Below are 22,196 nucleotides of genomic sequence, written 5' to 3'. Positions count from 1 at the left end.
GTGATAGGTGGTCTAGTGGGTGGCCTCGTCGTCGAGCGCGCGCTTGATGCGGTCGCCCTCGGCAAGGAGATTCTCAAGATAACGCTGGTCGCGGTCCTTGAGCGCACGGCTGTAGGCGCCAAGCGACTCGATCAGATGATCGATCTCGAAGGCGAGCGCGTCGGCGTCGTCAATCATGAGCTCGGACCACATCTGGGGGTTGAGGTGCGCCACGCGGGTAAGGTCGCGGTAGCTTCCGGCTGAAAAGCCGTGGTGGACCTGGGCGGTCGGGCTTTTGACGTAGGCGTTTGAGACGACGTGCGCGAGCTGGCTCGTAAAGGCGATCACGCGGTCGTGCTCGGCGGCGGTGGTCACGCTGAACTTGCCAAACCCTAAGGGGCGCACCATTTCGCGCACCTGGCCTAAAAGCTCCAGCTTGAGCGCATCGTCCACTGCAGGCGGCACGAGCACGAGTGGCGCGCCCTGGAACAGGTCGGCACGGGAGTGAGCGTAGCCCGAGTACTGGGTGCCCGCCATGGGGTGCGCGCCCACAAAGTAAAACCCGTACTCGCGGGCGAGTTCGAAGGCACGCTCGCACACGATGCCCTTCACGCCCACGGTGTCAATCACCACGGGTCCCATGATGGCCTCGGTATCGGTGGCGTCGGCGAGCGCTTGGGCGTGCGTCTCGAGCCACTCGATGCAGGCCTCGGGGTAACAGGCCAGCACGATGATGTCGCACTCGCCGAGCGTCTCGTCGTTGAGCTCGCCGGCGACGGTGCCCATGCTGGCGGCCGTCATGACGTCATCGTCGGGGTCCCAGGCCAGCACACGGACGCCCGCCTGCGCATAGCCGCGGGCAAAGCTGCCGCCGATCAGCCCCAGGCCCACAACGCCGGCGCATTTGGGGCCGCCCTGGTTAACGCGTGCGTTTCTCACCGTACCCATGGGCTACTCCATGGTCTCTTGGCAGACAACCTCGCGGATGGCGCGGATGCGGCGCATGGTGTCGTCGAACTGGTCGGGGGTGAGGGCCTGGGCGCCGTCGGACCATGCGCGGCTGGGCTCGTCGTGGACCTCGATCTCCAGACCGTTGGCGCCGCAGGCGGTCGCGGCGAGCGCCATGGGTTCAACGTAGCGGGTGTAGCCGGTGGCGTGGCTGGGGTCGGCCACGACGGGCAGGTGCGACAGGTGGTGCAGCACCGGCACGGCGTTGAGGTCGAAGGTGTTACGGGTACGGGTCTCGAAGGTGCGAATGCCGCGCTCGCACAGGATAACGTTGTCGTTGCCCTCGCTCATGATGTACTCGGCAGCCATGAGCAGCTCGTCGATCGTGCCGGACATGCCGCGCTTGAGCAGAATCGGGGTCTGGGTCTTGCCGACCTCCTTGAGCAGGGGGAAGTTCTGCGCGTTGCGGGCGCCGATCTGCATGACGTCAATCTTCTTATCCAAGAAGACCTGCACGTCGCGCGGGTCCATGATTTCGGTGACGATCGGCATGTCGAGCTCGGCCGATGCCTCGCATAGCAGGTCCAGCCCGGCGGGGCCCATGCCCTGGTAGGCGTAAGGGGAGGTGCGGGGCTTGTAGGCACCGCCACGCAGCATGGTGGCGCCGGCGGCCTTTACGCGACGGGCGATGCGAATGAGGTTTTCGCCCTCGACGGAGCAGGGTCCGGCGATGACCTGGAACTGGTCGCCGCCGATCTTGATGCCGTGGCCGCAGTCGATGACAGAGTCCTCGGGGTGAAACTTGCGGTTGGCACGCTTGAACGGCTCGGAGACGCGCTGCACACGCTCGACGACGTCCATGGACTCGAGCAGGAACGGGTCGATCTTGGTCGTATCGCCCACCAGGCCGATGATGGTCTCGTTCTCGCCGCGCGACACGTCGGTTTTGAGACCCTTCTTCTCAATCCAGCTGACGATGTGGCCGATGGCCTCATCGCTTGCGCTCCGCTTTAAAATTGCAATCATGGTGTGCCTCTCACCTCGATGGATAACCCTTGCAAAAACGGCCCGCAGTGCGAGCCGTATCATATGGTGCATGAGAGTTTATACTAATTATTTCACTTTTGCGTCCTAAAGTGAGCCGTTGCGCTTCGTCTCCCACGTAATTGCAGAGCTTTTTCTATTATGTTGTTAGCTCGTGGCGCACTTGGGTATAATGCCAACCGTTGGCCCTATTAGCTCAGGGGATTAGAGCGTCTGCCTCCGGAGCAGAAGGCCGTTGGTTCGAATCCAACATGGGGCACCATCGAACGTAAGGCCGTCCGAACCTCGTATGGTCCGGGCGGTTTTCTTATACCGATGCGACGTGATGGGACGTGGTATGGCAGCTACAGATATCGAGCGCGGACTTTCGACCGCCGAGGTCGAGGAGCGCATTGCCGCCGGCAAGATCAACCGCAACATGGAGCTCAAGACCAAATCGGTTCGTGAGCTTATCATCGAAAATCTCTGCACGCTGTTCAATCTGATCAACGTGATTTTAGCGATTTTGGTCATTATGACCGGATCGTTTAAGAACCTGACGTTCCTGTTCGTGGTGTTCCTCAATACCGCCATTGGCGTTATCCAGTCCATGCGCTCCAAGAAGATGGTCGATAAGCTCACACTGCTGACCTCTAAGAAGGCCATCGCGGTGCGCGATGGTGCCGAGGTGGAGCTCGACTTGGACCAGATCGTGCTCGACGACATCATTCGTCTGGGGCGCGGGGACCAGATACCTGCCGACGCCGTGGTGGTATCGGGCGAGGCGCTCGTTAACGAAAGTCTGCTGACGGGCGAGAGCGACCTCATCAAAAAGCAGCCTGGCTCCGAGCTCATGAGCGGCAGCTTTATCGACTCGGGCCTGTTGCGTGCCCGCGTGGTCCATGTTGGTGCGGATAACTATGTGGCCAAGATCAACAACGAGGCCAAGTACGTCAAAAAGGTCAATTCCGAGATCATGAACGCGCTCAACGCCATCGTGCGTTTTGCAAGCGTCATCATGATTCCGCTCGGTCTGGCTCTGTTCGCCTCGAGTGTAAGTGGGTTGTGGGACGCCGCCGGTACCCCGGGCGATAGCGCGCTTTCGTGGTGCTTTTCCGAGCTGCTGGCCGGTCGCGTGCCTTCGTCGGCGCTGCTGTCCACGGTGGGCGCTCTTTTGGGCATGATTCCGCAGGGCCTGGTGCTGCTGACCTCGTCGGTGCTCGCGATTGCCACGGTGCGCCTGGCGCGCCGCAAGGTACTCGCGCAACAGCTCTATTGCATCGAGACGCTCGCGCGCGTCGACGTGCTGTGCCTGGACAAGACGGGCACTATCACGTCGGGTCGCATGGAGGTCGAGGGCACTTATCCATTGCCCGTTGAGGGCGTGGGCTTGGGCCCGGACGAGGCACCTGTCCCCGTCGATACTACCGTGCTCGATTTTGCGCTTGCCAATGTCGCGCGCGCGACCTCGGCCGATGCCAATGAGACCTGCCAGGCGCTGCTCAACTACTACGCCGACCGCCCGGTCGAGGTGTCCGAGCCGCTGTCGGTCATTCCGTTTTCGTCCTCCAAAAAGTGGAGCGGCGCCTCGTTTGCGCAGGGCTCCTATGTGATGGGCGCGGCGCAATTTGTGCTTTCGGAGCGTATCTTTGCGCAGGTCGAAAATCGTGTGGCCGAGCTTGCCGACACCTGCCGCGTGCTCGTGGTGGCCCGTGTGGACGGCTTTACGCCCGATGGCGATATGGTGGGCGAGGCCGAGCCCGTGGGCTTTGTGACCATTCGCGATGAGATTCGCACTTCGGCCGCCGAGACCATCGGCTACTTTAACGAGCAGGGTGTGACCCTTAACGTGATCAGTGGCGACGACCCGCGCACGGTGTCGTCGATCGCGCGCGTGGTGGGCGTGCCGGGGGCGGACGCTTATGTGGACGCCACGACGCTCGATACGCCGTCCAAGATTGATGCGGCGGTGGACCGCTATCACGTCTTTGGCCGCGTGACCCCGCAGCAGAAGCGCGAGCTCGTGCAGGCGCTCAAACGTCGCGGCCATACCGTTGCCATGACGGGTGACGGCGTCAACGATGTGCTGGCACTCAAGGAGGCGGACTGCTCCGTGGCCATGGCCGCCGGTTCCGACGCCGCACGCAACGTGGCCGAGATCGTGCTGGTCGATAACGACTTTGCCTCGATGCCCGCCGTGGTGGCCGAGGGCCGTCGCTCCATCAACAACCTGCAGCGTTCGGCCGCGCTGTTCCTGACCAAGACGCTGTTCTCGATGGGCCTGGCGGCACTGTGCATCGCGCTGCCGCCGTATCCCTTTGAGCCTATCCAGATGACGCTCATCAACTTCTTCTGCATCGGCGCGCCGGGCTTTGTGCTGGGCCTTGAGCCCAACAATGCCCGCGTGAAGGGGTCATTCTTGACCAACGTGCTCAAGCGCGCGCTGCCGGCGTCGGTTGCAGTCATTTTGGCCGCGGCGCTCGATATCTTTGTGGCGCGCGTGTTTGGCTTTAGCCAGCTCACGCTGTCGACGATGTGCCTTCTCACGTCGTGTGCGGCAAGCGTGAGCCTGATCTGGCGTATCTCGCAGCCGCTCACACCCTTGCGTGTGGTGCTCTTTGTATTTGTCGTCGTCGGCATCTTGGCGGGCGTTATCGGATTCCCCGAGCTGCTGTCCATCGCCAACTTGTCGATGGGCGAGGCAATTATCCTTCTGGTGATTGTGGTCTTTACTTGCAGCGTGTTCTTTAAACTCGCCACGATGATGGATTCTCTGAAGCCGCGTCGCCGCCATGCCGCCACTGGCTTTGGCCGCGGCGTGCGCGTTCGCTTGGGCCGCGGTGGCGGCAAGGTGAGCTCGACGGGCTCGACGGCCGAGCGTTTTGCCAAGCGCGTCGCCGCCGACATGGCGCAGCGCCGCGAGGAGCGTACGACCCGTGAGGCCGAGGCCCGAGCGCTCGAGGGCGTGGAAAAGACCCAGCCCAAGAAAAAGAAGGGCGCGGGCGCCAAGCGCTCGCGTGTGACCAAGTCCGCCCAGGGCATTAAGGTCTCGATGCCGAGCAAAAAGAAGAAGTAACCGCACCTCGCAGGGTAGCTAATTTGGGACGGGGCTTTTTTAGCTACCCGGCTGATGACGCGATCTATTTGGCCGATTGGCGGCCAGGGCAGCTAAAAAAGCCCCGTCCCAAATTAGCTACCCTGCGATGTTGAATTGGTGCCCTGTGCCTTTAGGGGCGTAGCGATGTTATGCTCTAACCTCGATTGTTCGAATGATTCCGAAAAGAGGATGCCGTGATTTGCCCGCATTGTCTCAAGACCATAGAGGACGGCTCCTCGTTCTGCCCCTATTGCAATACCTATGTTGGCCCGGGCGATGGCCCCGAGCACACCGAGTTTGTGTTCTGCGAAGGCTGCGGTGCCCGTCTGTCGCCTCATGACCGTACCTGTTCCAAGTGCGGGCGCCCTGCCCCGGGCATTCTATCCGAGGATGCGGCAGCATCCGACCTGGCTGCTGGGCGCACGGCTGGTTTTCCCCGCCTGACGCAGGAGCAGATCGATACCGAGGTGCCCCATGCGCCGGCCTCTGCCGCCGCGGTACTTTCCGATGCCGCCGATCCCAATGAGACCTGCGTGCTGCCGGCTTTCGACAGGGATTTTGGCATTCCCAAGGTCGATATCCCGCTGCCGGTGTCCCTTCGTGACGACGCTCAGTCCAAAAATCAAAAACCCAAGCGCAAGGTGCATCCTGACGAGGATGCCTACCACAAGCACAAGCGCCGTATTCCCAAGCCGCTCATCGTCATCGTGTTGCTCGCTGCCGTGTGCGGCAGTGCCTATTGGTTTGTGACGTCGGACCCCATGGGCGTTATGCCGGGCTTTTACGACCAGTTTGGCCAGGCCGCCAAGACGACGTTCCCCTCGCGCCAGAAGGGCGAGGCTACCGAGGAAGAGACCAAGTCCGACGATACCGCCGAGGTGGTCCAGGAGGAGACCGTCCTTTCCGACGACCAGCTCTATACCAAGCTCGACGGTCTGTATCGGACCATCGTGTCGTATGGCGACGATGATCAGATCGGCGAGGTTGTCGACTCGTTTAACAGCGGGTACCTGCGCACGCCGCTCTCCACGCGTCAGGAGCTGTCGCAGAGCGCTTATGCCCTGCGCGACCAGATCAAAAAGACCCAAGACGAGCTCAACAACCTTAAGGTGCAAGATGATACCGTCTACGCGGAGGATATCGAGCACCTCAAGCAGCTTGCCGAGTGGATGTACGAGCGCGTCGACATGATCTGCCAGAGCTGGGATATCTCGCTGTCCATTCCCGATGGCGAGTCGCTGAGCGCCCGCCAGAGTGAAATCTTGGCGCCCATCGCACAGGGCGGCAACAGCGCCCTTAACCAGTACGATGCCAATGTGAGCGCCTGGAAGCCGCAGCCGCGTTCGTAATTTGTTGCCCTCCGACGGCATAACCTGCGTGCGCAATTGATGGAAGCCCGTGCTTATTGCTACAATTCGTACAAATATGCTTTAAACGCACGAGGAAGGAACCACATGTTTGGTTTTAAGAAAGAGCTTTATACGCCCGAGTACCAGCTCGCTGGTGATGAGTGTGCGATCATCGAGACGTCGAAGGGTACGATCAAGGTCAAATTTGACGGCGAGGGCGCTCCCATCCATGTGGCGAACTTCTGCGAGCTTTCCACCATGGGCTTTTATGACGGCCTTAAGTTTCACCGCTATGTGCCCGGCTTTGTGATCCAGGGCGGCGACCCCAATACCCGCGATATGTCCGGCGCTGACGTCGCCGCCGGCCTTGAGGGCCCCGACGGTATGCCCGGCACCGGTGGCCCCGGCTACTGCATCAAGGGAGAGTTTGCCACCAACCCGCGCAACAGCCATGTGGACGGTGCGCTTGCCATGGCGCGTTCCATGGATCCCGATTCCGCGGGCTCCCAGTTCTACTTCTGCCTGGGCGCCCAGCACAATCTGGATTCCGGTTACACCGTCTTTGGCACCACGGTCGAGGGCCTCGACGTGATTTCGCAGCTGCGTGCCGGCGACGAGATCGTCCATGTCGAGATCGTTCACGAGTAAAAGGGGACTTCCTTGAATAGCCAGCTGATTCAACAGGGTCGAGCCGCTTATCGTGCGGGCGACTTTTCTGCAGCCGCTCAGATGCTCGGTGCGGCAAAGACCCCCAGCGAGATCATGGGCGAGGCCGACCATCTGCGTGGCAACGCTCTGATGCACCTGGGTATGTATGCCGAGGCTGCCGAGGCGTACGCGGCTGCCCTCAACGACGGCACCTATGGAAAGCGCGGCGCGCTGCTCACCAACCGCGGCAAGGCGCTCGCTGCCGTGGGTGACTATGTGACCGCAGCCCAGGCGTTCTCCGCCGCAACGCAGGATGCTTCCTATGCCACGCCGTTTAAGGCCTATCTGGGTCTTGGCAACGCGCTGTTCCAGTCGGGCGATTTCGCCAATGCAGGCACTGCCTTCCGCCAGGCCGCCATCGATGGCGCCAATCCAGCCCCCGCGGCCGCCCTTGGCGAACTCGGCCGCTGCTTCATCAAACTTGGCCGACCGGCGGACGCCGTGGAGACCTACCGCACCGCTATCGACTTTGCCGGTCCGCGCGATGACACGCGTGCGCTTAACGCGGGTATGGGCGAGGCACTTTCTGCCGCGGGTCGTCCTTCCGAGGCGCTCGATGCCTTTAATGCCGCCACCGCCGACGGCATCTATCAGCTCACGCCCGAGCAGGCCGATGAGCTTGCCCGCGTGCACGATTCACTTGCCGCGCTTTCGGCCCAGACCGCCATGGCCACGGCCCCGGCGCCCGCCATGGATACGACTGCTGTCGATTCGCTCGATCCCACGGGTGCCACTGGCCAGTTTATGCCCGATCCGTCCGACACGGGCTTCTTTACGCTGTCCGAGTCCGAGATGGTCCAGCAGGATCGTCAGGACCGCAAGCAGGCCAAGGTCCGTCGTCGCCATCGCCATACGGGCCTCAAAGTCTTCTTGGTTGTGCTTCTGCTGATTGTTCTTGCCGCGGGCGGTTTGGGCTTTGCCTACACGCGCGGCATGGGTATCCCCTCGCAGGAGTCCGTCATCACCGATCTGTTCCAGGCTGCCGGCGACGGTGATACCGCCAAGGCCGAGTCCTGCCTGGCCTCCAGCCTGTCCGAGGACGCCAAGGCGATGATTATCTCCTCGATCCCGCAGGGCGCCACCGTCTCCATCGAGGGCATGGATCAGTCCATGACCGAGACCACCGCGAAGGTGAAGGCTTCCCTGTCCAAGGGCGGCGAGCAGGAATATACCGTCAAATTCGTGCGCTCCGATAACCATATCGGCTGGGCGGTATCTTCGCTCGACATCGATTTCTCGGCCGCTGACAACCAGTAGTGACCTTATGAGATTTGGCGCTGCCCGGTGCTTCACCGCAAGTGAGGTGCCGGGCTTGCGCTAGTATGATGGGCTAGTAGTTTTCCAGCAATCATCCAACACATCAGGAGTTGCGTTGTTTTCTTTGATGGACATGTTCTTCGGTAGCTATGCGGGCGATCTAGCCATCGACCTCGGCACCGCCAATACGCTTGTCTCCGTGCGCGGCAAGGGCATCGTCATTCGCGAGCCTTCCGTCGTCGCCATCGACAAAAACGACGAGCGCATTCTTGCAGTCGGTATCGAGGCCAAGCGTATGCTTGGCCGTACGCCCGGCAACATTGTGGCCGTGCGTCCTCTTAAGGATGGCGTCATCGCCGACTTCGATGTCACCGAGGCCATGCTTCGCTACTTTATCGATAAGGCTTCCGAGAAGCGCTATCCGTGGACCCCTCGTCCGCGCGTCGTCGTATGCGTTCCCTCTGGTGTCACGTCGGTCGAGAAGCGCGCCGTGTTCGAGGCTACGATCCAGGCTGGCGCTCGCCAGGCCTATCTGATCGAGGAGCCCATGGCCGCGGCTATCGGTGCTGACTTGCCTGTCGAGGAGCCGACTGGCTCCATGGTCATCGATATCGGTGGCGGCACCACCGAGGTTGCCGTTATCGCCATGGGCGGTATCGTCGTGTCGCAGTCCATCCGCATTGCCGGCGACGAGTTCGATCAGGCTATCCTCACGCATGTTCGCGATGCCTACAATTTGGCCATCGGCGAGCGCACGGCCGAGGACATTAAGATTAAGGTCGGCTCTGCCGTGCCGCTCAAGGACGAGCTCGACGTCGAGGTCAATGGCCGCGACGTGATCACGGGCCTGCCCAAGACCGTGCGCATCGAGAGCGAGGAGATTCGTCGTGCGCTCAATAAGCCGCTCGACGAGATGGCCAAGGCCGTCAAGGACGCACTCGACGCCACGCCGCCCGATCTTGCCTCGGACCTTATGTACTACGGCATTCTGCTGACCGGCGGCGGAGCGCTGCTGCGCGGCCTCGACGTCCGCTTGCGCGATGAGACAGGCGTTTCGGTCAACGTGAGCCCCACGGCGCTCGACAACGTCGTCAACGGCTGCGCCCGCGTGCTCGAGGCCAACGCGTTTGACGGCGGTTTCGTCCAGACCAACGCTTAATTTCCAAAAGGTGGATTCCATTTGGCACGATCTTCGGGTTTCTCTTCAAATCTGAATACCAAACGACAATCAACGGGTATGCGCCCGTTGATTGTTTTCAGCCTGATTTCTGTGTTGCTGCTCACGTTTTACATTCGAGAGGGCGAGGCCGGGCCGATACATGCCGTGCGTTCGGGCGTTACGACAATCACCTCTCCGGTGCGTTTCGTTGGCTCGGCGGTGGCGGCGCCATTCAATGCCATCGGCAACGTGTTCTCCAACCTCACCGCTTCGCAGGAGTCGCTCGACGACCTTAAAAAGCAAAACGAGGTTCTCACTTCCAAGGTCGCGGAGCTTTCCGAGGCCCAAAAGACCGCTGAGCGCCTTGAGGGTCTGGTGGGCCTGCAGTCGACCTATAACCTCAAGTCCACTGCGGCTCGTATTGTCGGAGCCTCGGGTGACGCCTGGACGTCGACCGTCACCATCGATAAGGGTTCTGCCGACGGGCTTACCATCAACATGCCCGTGACGAGCTCGGCCGGCGTCATCGGCCAGATTATCGAGGTTTCGGCCAAGACATCGACCGTGCGCCTGATTGGCGACGAGAACTCTGGTGTGTCCGCCATGGTGCAGGACACGCGCGCACAAGGCATGCTACAGGGCCAGCCCGATGGCACGCTGCGTCTTGAGTACGTGAGCGTCGACTCCGATGTTAAGGTGGGCGATATCATCGTGACCTCGGGCATCGGTGGCGTGTTCCCCAAGGGGCTGCCGCTTGGCACCGTGTCTTCGGTCGAGAAGTCGGCTAACGACGTGTACTACACCATTGTGGTGCGTGCGCAGACCACGGCCGAAAATAACGAGGAAGTGCTCGTCATTACCTCGCTCACCGACGAGCAGTCGGCTTCGGACGATGATGTGAGCTCGGCCAATAGTGCCCCGCAGGGCACGTCGCGCGATGCTGCGACTCAGTCTAAGGACGAGAAATCGGATGATGATTCCGACACGGCCGAAGCGTCCGATTCTGGATCGAGCGAATAGGGAGGCATGTCCATGGATCTACACGAGCAGGGGACTGGCTCCCGTGCCTTTGCAATCGCCGCTATCGTCTGCGTGCTGCTGCAGGCGGGACTGGCACCGCAAATCTCCATCGCGGGCGGCCGCGTCAACTTTATGATTATTTTGGTGTGCCTGAGCGTGTTTTCGGGCGACCCTACGCGTGCCGTCGTGTGCGGCTTTTGCAGCGGTCTGTTTTACGACCTTTCCGCCGCCGTGCCGGTGGGCGTTATGTCGCTGCTGCTGACCGTGGGCAGTTTTGCTTTGGTGCACAGCGCGGCTGGTCAGACGGGCGGCTCGCCGAGCGCGCGCGGCGTTACCGTGGGCGCCTTTGCGCTTGCCATCAACGTGGTCTACAGCATCATCTTGCTGTTTATGGGTCTGGAGACGAGCTTTGTGGTGGCCATCTTTGGGCACGCTCTGCCGTCCTCGATCCTGACGGGCTTGATTGCCATTCCGTTTTTGATGTCCGGTGCCGCTCCGCAGTCTGGCTATGGGTTCTCCGCGCGCGGTGGGCGTCAGACGGGCATGCGCTTTAAGCCCAAGACCCGTAAGCTCAAATAGGGGAGGCCTCAAGATGTCTTCCCAGTTGACGGTTGTTGTCGCCGGTATCGCGCTGGTCGTGGCCATTGTGGTCGCGCTGGTCATCATGCGCCGCGGCGACTCCCGCTTTACCTACGACACACAGCACGGAACGGCCCCGCGCGCCACCGAGGGCGAGGGCAATACGGCCGCCACGGCCTTCAAGGGCCGTTTTTCCATCCTCACCACGGGCGTGGGTGCCATGTTTGCCGCGCTTGCCGTTAAGCTGTGGGGCATGCAGATGGTCTCGTCGGACTACTACGACAAGCAGGCCAAGAGCAATCAGACCCGTACCGTTACCACGCCGGCCGTCCGTGGCCGCATCTTGGACCGCAACGGCGTCGCACTGGTGCAAAACCGCCCCTCGCTCGCCGTCGTCGCCTATCGCGATCTTGCCGACGACAAGGTACTGGTGCGTCATCTTGCCAACGTGCTCGGCATGCCGTATGTCGCGGTGCTGCGCAACATCCAGGACAATTCCGAGGGCGCGCAGAGCCTGCATACGATCGCGACTGACGTGCGCCGCTCTACCGTCGCCTACATTCAGGAGCACGCCGGTGAGTTTCCCGGCGTGAAGATCGCCGAGCGCACCGAGCGCCAGTACCCGTATGGCGAGACCGCCTGCCATATTTTGGGCTATACCGGCACCATTACCTCCGAGCAGCTCGAGGCGCAGAACAAGAAGTCGTCGGACGGCAACGAAAGCGCGGCTGGCCAGATCTCGTATCAATCGGGCGATATTGTGGGTCAGGCGGGCGTAGAGATTTACTACGAAAATCTGCTGCAGGGCATTCGCGGTGAGCAGACCGTGAAAGTTGACGCCTCGGGTAACGTTACCGGTCAAGCCGGCGCCGTTCCCGCCAAGGCCGGTTCTGACATTAAGCTTACGCTCGATCTTAAGATTCAACAGGCCTGCGAGACGGCTCTGGCGAATGCCATTGAGCTTGCCAAGACTACGGGCCATAGCAATGCCGGCAACGGAGCCGTGGTGTGCCTTGACCCCAACAACGGCGAGATCTTGGGCATGGCAAGCGAACCCAAGTTTGATCCTTCTGTCTTTATCGGCGGCGTTTCCAATGACGTGTGGACCGAGCTTAACGATGACGAGGGCTCGCATCCGCTGCTCAACCGCGCCATTAGCGGCCAGTACATGTCTGCCTCGACCATCAAACCCCTCTCGGCGTTGGCTGGCCTCGAATTTGGCACGTACACTTCGAGTCAAACGACCAACTGCACGGGATATTGGACCGGCTTGGGCAAATCTTGGGGAAAGTACTGCTGGCTGCACTCCGGCCACGGCACGATGACGCTGCAGTCCGGTATCGCCAACTCCTGCGACCCCGTGTTCTACGATATGGGCAAGGCCTTTTTCTACAACGACCAGCATCCCGAAGGCCTGCAAGAGGTCTTTCGCCGTTGGGGCCTGGGCAAGACCTGCGGCATCGACCTGCCGAGTGAGGGTGCGGGCCGCATTCCCGATGCCGAGTGGAAAGAGTCGTACTTTACCGACGCCTCGGCCGAGGACCGCAAGTGGAATGCCGGCGATATGACCAACATCGCCATCGGCCAGGGCGACATTCTGGTGACACCGCTGCAGATGGCCTGCGCCTACATGGGTATTGCCAACGGCGGCAAACAGTATGTGCCGCATGTGTTCTTGTCTGCTGTCTCGCGTGATGGCGACGGCGATGCCTACAAGTACAACGGCAAGGGCAAAAAGAAGCGCCTTGAGGCCCAAATTAACAACGATGCCGATCTTGCGCTGGTCCGCAACGGCATGCACGATGTGATTTACTCGGCGTCGACTTCGACCGCCGCGCACTTTAACTCCCTGACCCCTACGGTCTACGGCAAGTCCGGCACGGGCGAGAAGAGCGGCGAGGACGATTACGCGTGGTTTTGCGCCTACGCGCCGGCCGATGACCCCAAGTACGTGATCGCCACTGTCTTGGAACAGGGCGGTGGCGGCTCCGATACCGCGCTGCACGTTGTGCGCGATGTCCTCGGTGCGATTTATGACGAGCCCGACACGTCGACGGCCACGGGCGATTCCTCGGTTCGATAGGAGGTTGCGATGGACTTTTCGCCGGCGGACCTGTTCCGCTCAACCAAAACCGGCTCTCGCAGCAGCCTGGACCGCGTCAACAAGCAGATTTCCGCATCGCGCGGAACGTTTCGCCAAAAGGTGCACGTCGGCGTGCTGTTGGCGACTGTGGCGCTCGTCACCTATGGCGCCATTATTATCTGGTCCGCCTCGCAGTTTAAAGCCGACGCCTCGTTCTCGCGTCACCTGCTGGGTATCGGTATTGGCGCGGTGCTGGCGGTGCTCGTCTGGCGCACCGACCTGCGCGGCATTTCCAACTTTTCGACGGCCCTGCTCGTCATCGATCTCATCGTGATCTTCTCGCCTAAGATTCCGGGCCTGTCCTACACGGGCGGCTTGGGAATGACGGGTTGGATCAAGATTCCCGGTATCGGTTTAACATTCCAGCCCGTTGAGCTTGCCAAGCTCATCACCATCTTCTTTATGGCCACGCTTGGCTCGCAGTACAACGGGCGCATCGATACCGCTCGCGACTACATTAAGCTCTGCGGCATGCTGTCCGTTCCGTTTTTGGCCGTCGTCGCCATGGGCGACCTGGGCTCGGGTCTGGTCGTGCTGGTGTCGGGCGCCATCGTCATCTGCATGAGCGGTGCGCGCCGCGAATGGGTGCTGTCGACTTTGGCTCTGCTCGTGGGTTTGGTGGCGCTCGTCCTGGCGCTCGATTCGGTCTTCGATTCGCTGCTCGGCCACGATGTGCTCATTAAGCAGTACCAGATGAATCGTCTGACGGTCTTTATCGACCCCGACAACGCCGATTCGGACGATGCGTACAACCTGCAGCAGTCGTTGATCGCGGTCGGCTCGGGCGGTTTCTTTGGTAAGGGCCTGGGGCATGCGACGCAGTCGGCCGGCGGCTTTCTGCCCGAGTTCCATACCGACTTCGTCTTCGCCTTTTTGTCAGAGACGTTCGGCTTTTGCGGTTCCTTTTTGTTGCTGTGCTTGTACGTGCTGCTCATCTTCTCGACGATCCGCGTCGCCTTTAAGTGCGAGTCTCTGTTTCTACGCTTGTCATGCGTGGGTATTGTCGGCATGTGGGCATTTCAGACGTTCGAGAACATCGGCATGTGCATTGGCATGATGCCGATTACCGGTATTCCGCTGCCGTTCATTAGCTTTGGTTCGTCGTCGATGATGATCCAGTTGTTGACGGTGGGTATCGTACAATCCATATGGCGGCATCGTTCGGGCGCCGCGTAACCGCTGGAGGGGTTTGCCATGAAGATTCCCGTGGAAAAGCTGACCCGCGCTTTTAAAATGGGCGCGACCACCAAGAGGGATTCCGATACGCCGGTGCGCGTTTCGGTCTACCTGGATTCGACTGCCTCGCGTTTTTTGGTCGAGACGGTGCGCGATGCCTTTGTGCCGCAGACGACGTCGGGTATTGTCCGCGTTGAGCGCCTGGGTGAGGAGCGTATCGTCCCCAAGACCGATACCGACGTGGTGCTGGTGCTTTCGTGCGGATCTGAGCGCCTTGAGAGTGCTGTACAGGAGCTCGTCATTGCCGGTGCGCCCGTGTGCGTGCTGGCCGAGTCCGCTGTCGAGGTACCTTTTATCCAGGAGTCCACGCCCATGCTCGGCGTGGTAGCGGCCACCGATAAGACGTATCTGCTCGAGACACTCGCCCGCTGGATCCTGGACCGTACGGAAAAGGAGACGGCCTTTGCGGCGAACTTTGCCTTTATGCGCATCGCCGCCGCCAACCGCATCATCACCTCGTGCGCGCTTACCAATATGGCGACGGGCGCCCTGGTGTTTTTGCCGGGGGCCGATTATCCCGTTATGGCGCTGGCGCAGGTTGGCATGCTCTTTGAGCTTGCGGCTATCTTTGGGCGCGGCATTAAGCCCGAGCGTGGCTACGAGGTCGCGGGCGTGCTTGCCGGCGGCTTGGTAATGCGCGCCGTCACTCGCGCCCTGGTAAAGCAGACGCCGCATATCGGCTTTGCCGTCAAGGCGCTCTCCGCCGCCGTCGGCACCTATGGCATGGGTCGTGCGCTCGTGTCTCTCTACGAGCGCGATATCGACTACAGCCGTGCCAACGAGGTGGTTGCCGCCACGTTCTCGCGTGTCCGCGACCTGGTGACCACGGTTGCCGGCGCTACCCGTCCCATGAATCCTTTTGAGGATGCATCCGATCTCGCTGCTTAGGGGTTTCTTTTGCGCGTTCCATACCAAGACTGTTTTCATTTGATCGAGCCGCTGCTCGCGAAGGTCGAAAAGCCGAGTCGCTATATCGACCACGAGTGGGGTACGCTCTCCAAGGCCGATGCCGACTATCGTTGCTGCATGATTTACCCGGACGTGTACGAGGTCGGCCTGCCCAACCAGGGTATCGCCATCCTGTACAACATCCTTAACCAGGCCGAGGGCATCTCCTGCGAGCGCGGTTATGTGCCGTGGCCCGATATGGGCGATGCCATGCGCGAGGCCGGTATCCCGCTGCTGTCGCTCGAGGGCGCAGCGCCCGTGGCCTCGTTTGATATCGTCGGTATGCACGTGCCGCACGAGATGGCCGTGACAAACTTTCTCGAGGCGCTCGATCTCGCCGGCATTCCGCTGCTGGCTGCTGACCGCACCGAGGACGATCCCATCATCGTCGCCGGCGGACCTTCGGTTTATAACCCCGAGCCGTATGCGGCCTTCTTCGATGCCATCCTGATTGGCGAGGGTGAGGAGTCGCTGCTCGAGATCTGCCAGTTGCATCGCCGCCTGCGTGACGAGGGCGTCCCGCGCGCCCAGATTGTCGAGCGGCTCGCGACCGTCTCCGGTACCTACGTGCCGTCGCTGTACGAGGTGCGCTATGACGAACCCTGCTCACCGCACGGCTACACCGTGCCGCGCGAGGGTAAGGACGTGCCGCCGGTGGTCTACAAGCGCGTCGTTGAGGACTTTGGCGCTACCAATCCGTTGTCGCAGTCGTGCGTGCCCTACGCACAGCTCGTTCACGATCGCCTGTCTATCGAGATCCTGCGCGGCTGCGCTCGCGGCTGCCGTTTTTGCCAGGCCGGCATGACGTATCGCCCGGTGCGCGAGCGCTCGGCCGACCAGATCGTGTCCTCGGTGATCCAGGGCCTGGAAAAGACCGGCTATGACGAGGTGTCGCTTACCTCGCTTTCGACCACCGACCACTCCTGCATCCGCGACGTGCTTGGCAGGCTCAACCGCCGCTTGGAGGATAGGGGCATTCGCGTGTCCATTCCCTCGCAGCGCCTGGATTCGTTTGGCGTGGATATGGCCGAGTCGGTCGCCGGAGAAAAGAAGGGTGGCCTGACGTTTGCCCCCGAGGCCGGTAGCCAGCGTATGCGCGACATCATCAACAAGAACGTGACCGAGGAGGACGTGGACCGCGCGGCCAAGGCGGCCTTCGAGGCCGGCTGGAACCGCATGAAGCTCTACTTTATGATGGGTCTTCCCGGCGAGCGCGACGAGGATATCGTGGCCATCGCCAACCTGGCCGATCACGTGCTGGAGCTCGGCCGCTCCGTGGTACCCAAGGCGCGCCGCGGCTCCATCTCGGTGTCCATCTCGGTGTCGGTGTTTATTCCCAAGGCCGCCACGCCTTTCCAATGGTGCCCGCAGCTCGATTACGACGACGTTAAACGCCGTCAGAAGCTCCTCATTACGAGTGTTCGCAACCGTGCGGTCCGCGTGCACTACCACGATGCCGAGACCTCGCTCGTCGAGGCCGCGCTGTCCCGCGCCGGTCGCGACATGACGCCTGTCATCATCGATGCCTGGCGTGCCGGTTCGCGTTTTGACGCCTGGGTGGAGCATTTCTCGCTCGATAACTGGAAGGAGGCCGCGGCCAAAAACGGCATCGACCTCAACGAGCTCGTGCACCTGCCCTACGAGCTGGACTGGCACCTGCCCTGGGAGCACGTGAGCCCCGGCTGCTCGCGTGGCTTCCTCGAGCGCGAGTACCGTCGCTCGCTGGAGGGTGTCACGACGCCCGACTGCACCCGCACGTCGTGCACCGGCTGCGGAATCTGCCCCACGCTCCACGCCAAGAACGTATTGGTGGGTGATCGCGCATGAGTGAACGCTTGACCGACAACCCCACGCTCTTTAGGCTTCGCGTTCGCTACGGCAAGCGCGATCGTCTCAAGTACCTGGGCCACCTGGAACTAATCCATACCATTGAGCGTATCGTGCGTCGCGCGGGGCTGCCTTATGCTGTCACGCAGGGTTTCTCGCCACATATGCGTGTGGGCTTTTCGTCGGCGTTGCCCGTGGGCACGTCGTCGACCTGCGAGTGGTATGACCTGTTTATGACCGAGTTCGTCGCGCTCGACGAGGCCTTTGGGCGCCTGGCCGCGGCATCTCCGGCCGATTTGGCGCCCATCGAGGCCGCCTACATTGACGTGCGCACGCCGGCGCTCACGGCCCAGCTCACGCGCCTGTCGTACCGCATCGACCTGCACCTGGACCCTGAGTCACCCGTGAGCGCCGATGAGGTGCGCGCCGCGATTGACACGTTGCGCGCGGCCCACGGCATCGATTATACGCGCGGCAAAAAGAGCAAGCGCCTGGACTTGGACCATACGCTCGTGGGCTACGAGCTTAAGGCGGGGGAGCGCCCGGACCATCTGGTGCTCATACTCGACACCCATGCCGACAACGAGGGCTCCATGCGTCCGGAAATTTTGCTTTCTGCTGCTGATGTTTTGTTGCAGGGCTTGACCCCGGGCGTCGATGCACCTATTGTTTCCACCGGTATGCAAGACCTCGTGACCATCTGCTCCTACGATGTCGAGCGTCAGAATCAAGCATGCGAAGACGACGAGGGCCGACTCGTCAGCCCCATACCTGTGCGAACTTGTGGATTTGCTCCACATACTCGTTGACGGGGGTATTATCGCCTGCTACTATATTCGGCTGTTGCACTAACTGATGCATGAAGGGCAAGTAAACATGTACGCAATCGTTAACACGGGCGGCAAGCAGTACAAGGTCGCCACCGACGATGTCATCACCGTCGAGAAGATCGAGGGCAATGAGGGCGACAAGGTCACCCTGCCGGTCATCTTCCTCAACGATGGTAAGAAGATCGTCACCGATCCCGACAAGCTGGCCAAGGCCAAGGTTACCGCTCAGATCGTTGAGCAGTTCAAGGGCGAGAAGCAGCTGGTCTTCAAGTTCCACAAGCGTAAGCGCTATCGTCGTCTGAAGGGTCACCGTCAGCAGCTCACCAAGCTGAAGATCGTGAAGGTTCAGGCTACCTCCCGCGCCAAGAAGGCTGTCAAGGCAGAGGCTGAGGCTGTTGCCGAGGCTCCCGTCGCCGAGTAGATTACACTCGTAACGAAAGAGTAGGTATACACAATGGCACACAAAAAAGGACTCGGTTCCTCCCGTAATGGCCGTGACTCCCGCGGTCAGCGCCTTGGCACGAAGCGCTTCGCCGGCCAGACGGTAACCACGGGCACGATTCTCGTCCGTCAGCATGGCACGCACATCCACCCGGGTGCGAACGTTGGCCGTGGCAAGGACGACACGCTGTTCGCGCTGGTCGACGGTACCGTTGAGTTCCACAAGGGTATCAAGCACAGGGTCAGCGTACGCCCGCTCGCGAACGCGTAATTCACCCTTCATAGAGCACATATGTGGGAGGCACTTGAGTTTTAGGATTCAAGGGTCTCCCTCTTTTTTGTAGGAGGCGATTCTGTTGTCACAGTTCACCGATATCAGCCGCATTAACGTTTGCGGCGGCGACGGCGGAGCCGGATGCATGTCGTTTAGGCGCGAGGCATTTGTTCCCAAGGGCGGCCCCGATGGCGGCGACGGCGGTCGTGGCGGCAATGTCGTCATCCAGGCCGATGCTCAGCTGTCTTCGCTGATCGATTACCGCTTTAAGCATCACTTCCGTGCCGAGCGCGGCACGCACGGCCAGGGCGCCCGTCGCAATGGCAAGAGCGGCGAGGACCTGATTTTGAAAGTTCCCATGGGCACCGTAGTCCGCGAGCTCGATCCCGAGACGCAGACCCCGATGTTCGAGATTGCCGACCTGGTGCACGATGGCGAGCGCGTTGTCGTGGCGCCCGGTGGGGCCGGCGGTCTGGGCAATACCCACTTTGTGACGTCGGTGCGCCGCGCGCCCGCGTTTGCCCAGCTGGGTGAGCCTGCCGAGGAGCACTGGATCGAGCTCGAGATGAAACTTATGGCCGATGCCGCGCTCGTGGGCTTTCCCTCGGTGGGCAAGTCCTCGCTCATCGCGCGTATGAGCGCCGCCCGTCCTAAGATCGCCGACTACCCGTTTACCACGCTCGTGCCCAATCTGGGCATGGTGCGTGCCGGTGAATATTCTTACGTCGTTGCCGACGTCCCCGGTCTCATCGAGGGTGCGAGTGAAGGCAAGGGCCTGGGTCACCAGTTCCTGCGCCATATTGAGCGCACTGCTTTGATCATGCACGTTGTCGATATGACGGGCGGTTTTGAGGATCGCGATCCGGTCGAGGACTATCGCATCATTAACCGTGAGCTCGAGCAGTATGGTGCCGAGCTCTCGGAGCGTCCGCAGATCGTCGTCGCCAACAAGTGCGATGCGCCGGGTACGGCCGACAAGATTGCCGACCTTAAGCGTGCGGCGCTCGACGACGGCCACATGTTTTTTGCCGTTTCCGCCGTTACGGGTGCCGGCCTCAACACGCTGATGCTTGCCGTGGGCGAGCAGGTGGCTAAGCTTCGCGCGGAGCTTGCGGTTTCCGATGAGCCGGTCGATTTGCGCGATGAGGAGTGGGAGCGTCGCCGCCTGCAGCGCGAGAAGCGCTTCCGCATTGTTGAGGAAGAGCCCGGTGCTTTCCGCGTGGTTGGTCGCGCGATCGAGCGCATGGTTATCCAGACCGACTGGGAAAACGAGGAAGCTGTCATCTACCTGCAGCATAAGTTTGCGCGCATGGGCGTTGACGACGCGCTCGAGAAGGCCGGCTGCCGTGCGGGCGACGAGGTTCGCATTTGCCAGCGCGCCTTTGACTTTGAGGGCGCCGAGGACTTCTCGGAATACGAGGACGACCTCGAGGATGCAGGCGTTGAGGTTATTGACGTAGCGGCCGAGGGTGCGGACGTGGCTCATGTCGCCGAGGGCTCCGAAGGCGCTACCGAAGTCGACGTTATTGAGACCCCGGAGGGCGAGTAAGCCATGTCGCTGCGCGGTGGAATCGGATTGCCAGAGCTGCCCATCAAGGATGGGCACGAGTTTCGGCTTGGCATTATGGGCGGCACCTTTGACCCGATTCATTACGGGCACTTGGTTACCGCCGAGCAGGCTCGCGAGTCGCTCGACTTGGACGCCGTGCTTTTTATGCCGGCCGGCTCTCCTGCCTTTAAGCTCGACAAACCGGTGACGCCTGCTGAGGACCGTTATGCCATGACGGTCCTCGCGACTGCCGCGAACCCGGCCTTTTTGGCAAGCCGCTTCGAGATCGATCGTGCCGGTGTCACCTATACAGCCGATACGCTGCGTGCCCTTCGCGAGTTTTACCCGCCACAGGTGAAGCTTTACTTTATTACGGGTGCCGATGCGATTATCGATATTGTGACCTGGCACAATGCTCATGAGATTGCCGAACTGGCAACCTTTATCGCTGCGACACGCCCCGGCTTTGACATCGATACGGCCCGGGCGAGGATTAAGGAATCGGGGCTGCCATTCGATGTGCGCTATATTCAGATTCCGGCGCTGGCGATTAGCTCGACAAACATCCGCAAGCGGGTTGCCCGCGGCATGAGCGTGCGCTATCTTACGAGCGAGTCCGTGCTCGGCTATATCCGTAAACGCGGCCTGTATGCCGATCTTGGGCAAGACGATTTTGATTGACGGGGGGAAACGTTGTCGGTAGAAGATCAGTTTGAGGGCGACGAGCGCGCGCTCTTGACGCGTATCCACGAGTTGCTCGATGTGCGCATGAAGGACAAGCGTAAGCGCTACGTGCATTCGCTCGGGGTTGCCGAGACTGCACTGCACCTAGCCGAGGTATACGGTGTCGACCGCTTTGATGCCGCTGCCGCCGGCCTGATCCATGACTGGGACAAAGTGCTCTCCGACGACGAGCTGGTCACGCGCGCTCTGCATTATGGCATTAAGATTGCAGGCTCTCCGTCTGCCGCGACGCCGCTTTTGCATGGCCCGGTTGCCGCCTATGAGCTTCCGCAGCTTTTTCCCGAGCTGTCGCCGGCGGTCTTTCAGGCTGTCGACCGTCACACCGTGGGCGCTTGCGACATGACGCCACTCGATATGGTGGTCTTTGTGGCCGATGCCGTCGAACCCAACCGCCACGGCGATTATGCCCATGCGCTGCGCAAGATGGTGGGGAAGTCCTCGCTCGACGAGTTGTTCTTCTCCTGTTTTGCGCAGGGTCTGGTCTATGTGATCCAGTCCGGGCGCTATCTTTATCCCACGGCTATTACGATTTACAACCATTACGCCCAGCTGCGCTAGCTCGGGTGCGTCTAGAAAGAGGTATTCCATGGCCGATGAGACCATGACCGACGAGCAGATTCTTGAAGGTGCGGAGCACAAGAGTTTCGTGGCCACGTCCGACCGCACTGCCGCGACGCTCTCCGCCAGCGGTGTCGCCGCCGAGGATGTCGCCCGCGCTGCCGCGCAGGCCGCCTACGACAAGAAAGGCGAGGACGTTCAGGTGCTCGACCTGACTGAGCTTTCCGATGTGTGTGACTACTTTGTCCTTGCTACCGGCACCAACAACCGCCAGGTTGATTCCATCGTCGACGAGATTGAGGAGAAGGTCGCCGAGGCTTGCGGCGAGCACCCGTTTTCCATTGAGGGCCGCGAGCAGAAGACCTGGATGCTCATGGACTACGGTTCGGTTGTCGTCCACGTCTTCACTCCCGAGGCGCGTGAGTTCTACCGCCTCGAAAAGCTCTGGGGCGATGCTCCCCAGCTCTCCCTGGACCTCCTCTAGTAGCTCATTTGGGACGGGGCTTTTTTAGCTACCCTCAAGTGTT

Annotated in this window: 20 protein-coding genes and 1 tRNA gene; 19 read left to right on the top strand and 2 right to left on the bottom strand. The window is 61.1% G+C overall.

Features of this window, described 5'->3' with window-relative positions:
• Positions 1 to 12: 12 nt before the first annotated feature.
• Both ACQRAP_RS02435 and aroF read right to left on the bottom strand, forming a co-directional pair.
• Positions 13 to 927 carry a prephenate dehydrogenase gene (locus tag ACQRAP_RS02435; protein ID WP_427794799.1) on the bottom strand — a complete coding sequence of 305 codons (915 nt, stop codon included), beginning with the start codon at positions 925 to 927 and terminating at the stop codon, positions 13 to 15.
• Positions 928 to 930: 3 nt separating this feature from the next.
• Positions 931 to 1,953 carry a 3-deoxy-7-phosphoheptulonate synthase gene (gene aroF, locus ACQRAP_RS02430; protein WP_427794798.1) on the bottom strand — a complete coding sequence of 341 codons (1,023 nt, stop codon included), beginning with the start codon at positions 1,951 to 1,953 and terminating at the stop codon, positions 931 to 933.
• Positions 1,954 to 2,156: 203 nt separating this feature from the next.
• Between aroF and ACQRAP_RS02425 the strand changes: the two genes are divergently transcribed.
• The 19 genes from ACQRAP_RS02425 (at position 2,157) to rsfS (ending at position 22,153) form a co-directional block, all read left to right on the top strand.
• Positions 2,157 to 2,233: transfer RNA gene (locus tag ACQRAP_RS02425), tRNA-Arg, on the top strand.
• Positions 2,234 to 2,308: 75 nt separating this feature from the next.
• Complete coding sequence (locus tag ACQRAP_RS02420) at positions 2,309 to 5,026, top strand: HAD-IC family P-type ATPase (protein WP_427794797.1); 2,718 nt, start codon at positions 2,309 to 2,311, stop codon at positions 5,024 to 5,026.
• A gap of 215 nt (positions 5,027 to 5,241) precedes the next feature.
• On the top strand, positions 5,242 to 6,396 hold the full coding sequence (locus ACQRAP_RS02415) for a double zinc ribbon domain-containing protein (protein ID WP_427794796.1): 1,155 nt from the start codon (positions 5,242 to 5,244) through the stop codon (positions 6,394 to 6,396).
• 105 nt (positions 6,397 to 6,501) lie between these two features.
• A complete protein-coding gene (locus ACQRAP_RS02410) occupies positions 6,502 to 7,044 on the top strand; it encodes a peptidylprolyl isomerase (RefSeq protein WP_154516178.1) in 543 nt (180 codons plus the stop codon).
• Positions 7,045 to 7,056: 12 nt separating this feature from the next.
• Positions 7,057 to 8,361 (top strand): tetratricopeptide repeat protein, encoded by a 1,305-nt coding sequence (locus ACQRAP_RS02405; RefSeq protein WP_427794795.1) that lies wholly within the window; start codon positions 7,057 to 7,059, stop codon positions 8,359 to 8,361.
• 127 nt (positions 8,362 to 8,488) lie between these two features.
• Complete coding sequence (locus ACQRAP_RS02400) at positions 8,489 to 9,520, top strand: rod shape-determining protein (RefSeq protein WP_006236061.1); 1,032 nt, start codon at positions 8,489 to 8,491, stop codon at positions 9,518 to 9,520.
• A 78-nt stretch (positions 9,521 to 9,598) separates the two neighbouring features.
• The gene (gene mreC, locus ACQRAP_RS02395; protein WP_427794828.1) at positions 9,599 to 10,540 is read left to right on the top strand and encodes a rod shape-determining protein MreC; all 942 of its coding nucleotides are present in this window, start codon (positions 9,599 to 9,601) and stop codon (positions 10,538 to 10,540) included.
• A gap of 12 nt (positions 10,541 to 10,552) precedes the next feature.
• Positions 10,553 to 11,119 (top strand): hypothetical protein, encoded by a 567-nt coding sequence (locus ACQRAP_RS02390; protein ID WP_427726912.1) that lies wholly within the window; start codon positions 10,553 to 10,555, stop codon positions 11,117 to 11,119.
• 13 nt (positions 11,120 to 11,132) lie between these two features.
• Positions 11,133 to 13,202, top strand: a complete 2,070-nt coding sequence (mrdA, locus tag ACQRAP_RS02385) for a penicillin-binding protein 2 (RefSeq protein WP_154516187.1) — start codon at positions 11,133 to 11,135, stop codon at positions 13,200 to 13,202.
• A 9-nt stretch (positions 13,203 to 13,211) separates the two neighbouring features.
• Entirely contained in the window at positions 13,212 to 14,438 is a 1,227-nt protein-coding gene (locus ACQRAP_RS02380; protein WP_154516190.1) for an FtsW/RodA/SpoVE family cell cycle protein, read from the top strand.
• A gap of 18 nt (positions 14,439 to 14,456) precedes the next feature.
• Complete coding sequence (locus tag ACQRAP_RS02375; protein ID WP_427718704.1) at positions 14,457 to 15,386, top strand: YcjF family protein; 930 nt, start codon at positions 14,457 to 14,459, stop codon at positions 15,384 to 15,386.
• A gap of 9 nt (positions 15,387 to 15,395) precedes the next feature.
• Positions 15,396 to 17,273, top strand: a complete 1,878-nt coding sequence (locus ACQRAP_RS02370) for a TIGR03960 family B12-binding radical SAM protein (RefSeq protein ID WP_427794794.1) — start codon at positions 15,396 to 15,398, stop codon at positions 17,271 to 17,273.
• Entirely contained in the window at positions 17,270 to 18,082 is an 813-nt protein-coding gene (locus ACQRAP_RS02365; RefSeq protein ID WP_427794793.1) for a TIGR03936 family radical SAM-associated protein, read from the top strand. Before ACQRAP_RS02370 ends, ACQRAP_RS02365 begins: the two co-directional genes overlap by 4 nt.
• Before the next feature lie 67 nt (positions 18,083 to 18,149).
• Positions 18,150 to 18,524, top strand: a complete 375-nt coding sequence (rplU, locus tag ACQRAP_RS02360; protein ID WP_035138585.1) for a 50S ribosomal protein L21 — start codon at positions 18,150 to 18,152, stop codon at positions 18,522 to 18,524.
• A gap of 33 nt (positions 18,525 to 18,557) precedes the next feature.
• Positions 18,558 to 18,815: a 50S ribosomal protein L27 gene (gene rpmA / locus ACQRAP_RS02355; protein WP_154516202.1), complete on the top strand. Its 258-nt coding sequence runs from the start codon at positions 18,558 to 18,560 to the stop codon at positions 18,813 to 18,815.
• 85 nt (positions 18,816 to 18,900) lie between these two features.
• On the top strand, positions 18,901 to 20,367 hold the full coding sequence (gene obgE / locus ACQRAP_RS02350; protein ID WP_427726902.1) for a GTPase ObgE: 1,467 nt from the start codon (positions 18,901 to 18,903) through the stop codon (positions 20,365 to 20,367).
• 3 nt (positions 20,368 to 20,370) lie between these two features.
• On the top strand, positions 20,371 to 21,048 hold the full coding sequence (nadD, locus tag ACQRAP_RS02345) for a nicotinate-nucleotide adenylyltransferase (protein WP_427794396.1): 678 nt from the start codon (positions 20,371 to 20,373) through the stop codon (positions 21,046 to 21,048).
• 87 nt (positions 21,049 to 21,135) lie between these two features.
• Positions 21,136 to 21,669, top strand: a complete 534-nt coding sequence (gene yqeK / locus ACQRAP_RS02340; RefSeq protein ID WP_427726990.1) for a bis(5'-nucleosyl)-tetraphosphatase (symmetrical) YqeK — start codon at positions 21,136 to 21,138, stop codon at positions 21,667 to 21,669.
• Positions 21,670 to 21,697: 28 nt separating this feature from the next.
• Complete coding sequence (gene rsfS, locus ACQRAP_RS02335; protein ID WP_427726898.1) at positions 21,698 to 22,153, top strand: ribosome silencing factor; 456 nt, start codon at positions 21,698 to 21,700, stop codon at positions 22,151 to 22,153.
• Positions 22,154 to 22,196: the final 43 nt, after the last annotated feature.

The organism is Collinsella sp. SGI.180 (assembly GCF_050313455.1).
In the GTDB taxonomy this organism is placed as follows: Bacteria; Actinomycetota; Coriobacteriia; order Coriobacteriales; family Coriobacteriaceae; genus Collinsella.
The sequence above is the reverse complement of the archived record's forward strand: the minus strand, read 5'-3'. Positions and strand labels throughout refer to the sequence as shown.

Bases quoted from the DNA above. Each gene is read 5' to 3' on its own strand.
- ACQRAP_RS02380 (WP_154516190.1), top strand. From the start codon at position 13,212: ATGGACTTTTCGCCGGCGGACCTGTTCCGCTCAACCAAAACCGGCTCT.
- rsfS (WP_427726898.1), top strand. From the start codon at position 21,698: ATGGCCGATGAGACCATGACCGACGAGCAGATTCTTGAAGGTGCGGAG.
- ACQRAP_RS02400 (WP_006236061.1), top strand. From the start codon at position 8,489: ATGGACATGTTCTTCGGTAGCTATGCGGGCGATCTAGCCATCGACCTC.
- mreC (WP_427794828.1), top strand. From the start codon at position 9,599: ATGCGCCCGTTGATTGTTTTCAGCCTGATTTCTGTGTTGCTGCTCACG.
- ACQRAP_RS02420 (WP_427794797.1), top strand. From the start codon at position 2,309: ATGGCAGCTACAGATATCGAGCGCGGACTTTCGACCGCCGAGGTCGAG.
- ACQRAP_RS02365 (WP_427794793.1), top strand. From the start codon at position 17,270: ATGAGTGAACGCTTGACCGACAACCCCACGCTCTTTAGGCTTCGCGTT.
- yqeK (WP_427726990.1), top strand. From the start codon at position 21,136: ATGAAGGACAAGCGTAAGCGCTACGTGCATTCGCTCGGGGTTGCCGAG.
- ACQRAP_RS02435 (WP_427794799.1), bottom strand. From the start codon at position 927: ATGGGTACGGTGAGAAACGCACGCGTTAACCAGGGCGGCCCCAAATGC.
- nadD (WP_427794396.1), top strand. From the start codon at position 20,371: ATGTCGCTGCGCGGTGGAATCGGATTGCCAGAGCTGCCCATCAAGGAT.
- ACQRAP_RS02390 (WP_427726912.1), top strand. From the start codon at position 10,553: ATGGATCTACACGAGCAGGGGACTGGCTCCCGTGCCTTTGCAATCGCC.
- ACQRAP_RS02375 (WP_427718704.1), top strand. From the start codon at position 14,457: ATGAAGATTCCCGTGGAAAAGCTGACCCGCGCTTTTAAAATGGGCGCG.
- mrdA (WP_154516187.1), top strand. From the start codon at position 11,133: ATGTCTTCCCAGTTGACGGTTGTTGTCGCCGGTATCGCGCTGGTCGTG.
- rpmA (WP_154516202.1), top strand. From the start codon at position 18,558: ATGGCACACAAAAAAGGACTCGGTTCCTCCCGTAATGGCCGTGACTCC.
- rplU (WP_035138585.1), top strand. From the start codon at position 18,150: ATGTACGCAATCGTTAACACGGGCGGCAAGCAGTACAAGGTCGCCACC.
- ACQRAP_RS02410 (WP_154516178.1), top strand. From the start codon at position 6,502: ATGTTTGGTTTTAAGAAAGAGCTTTATACGCCCGAGTACCAGCTCGCT.
- aroF (WP_427794798.1), bottom strand. From the start codon at position 1,953: ATGATTGCAATTTTAAAGCGGAGCGCAAGCGATGAGGCCATCGGCCAC.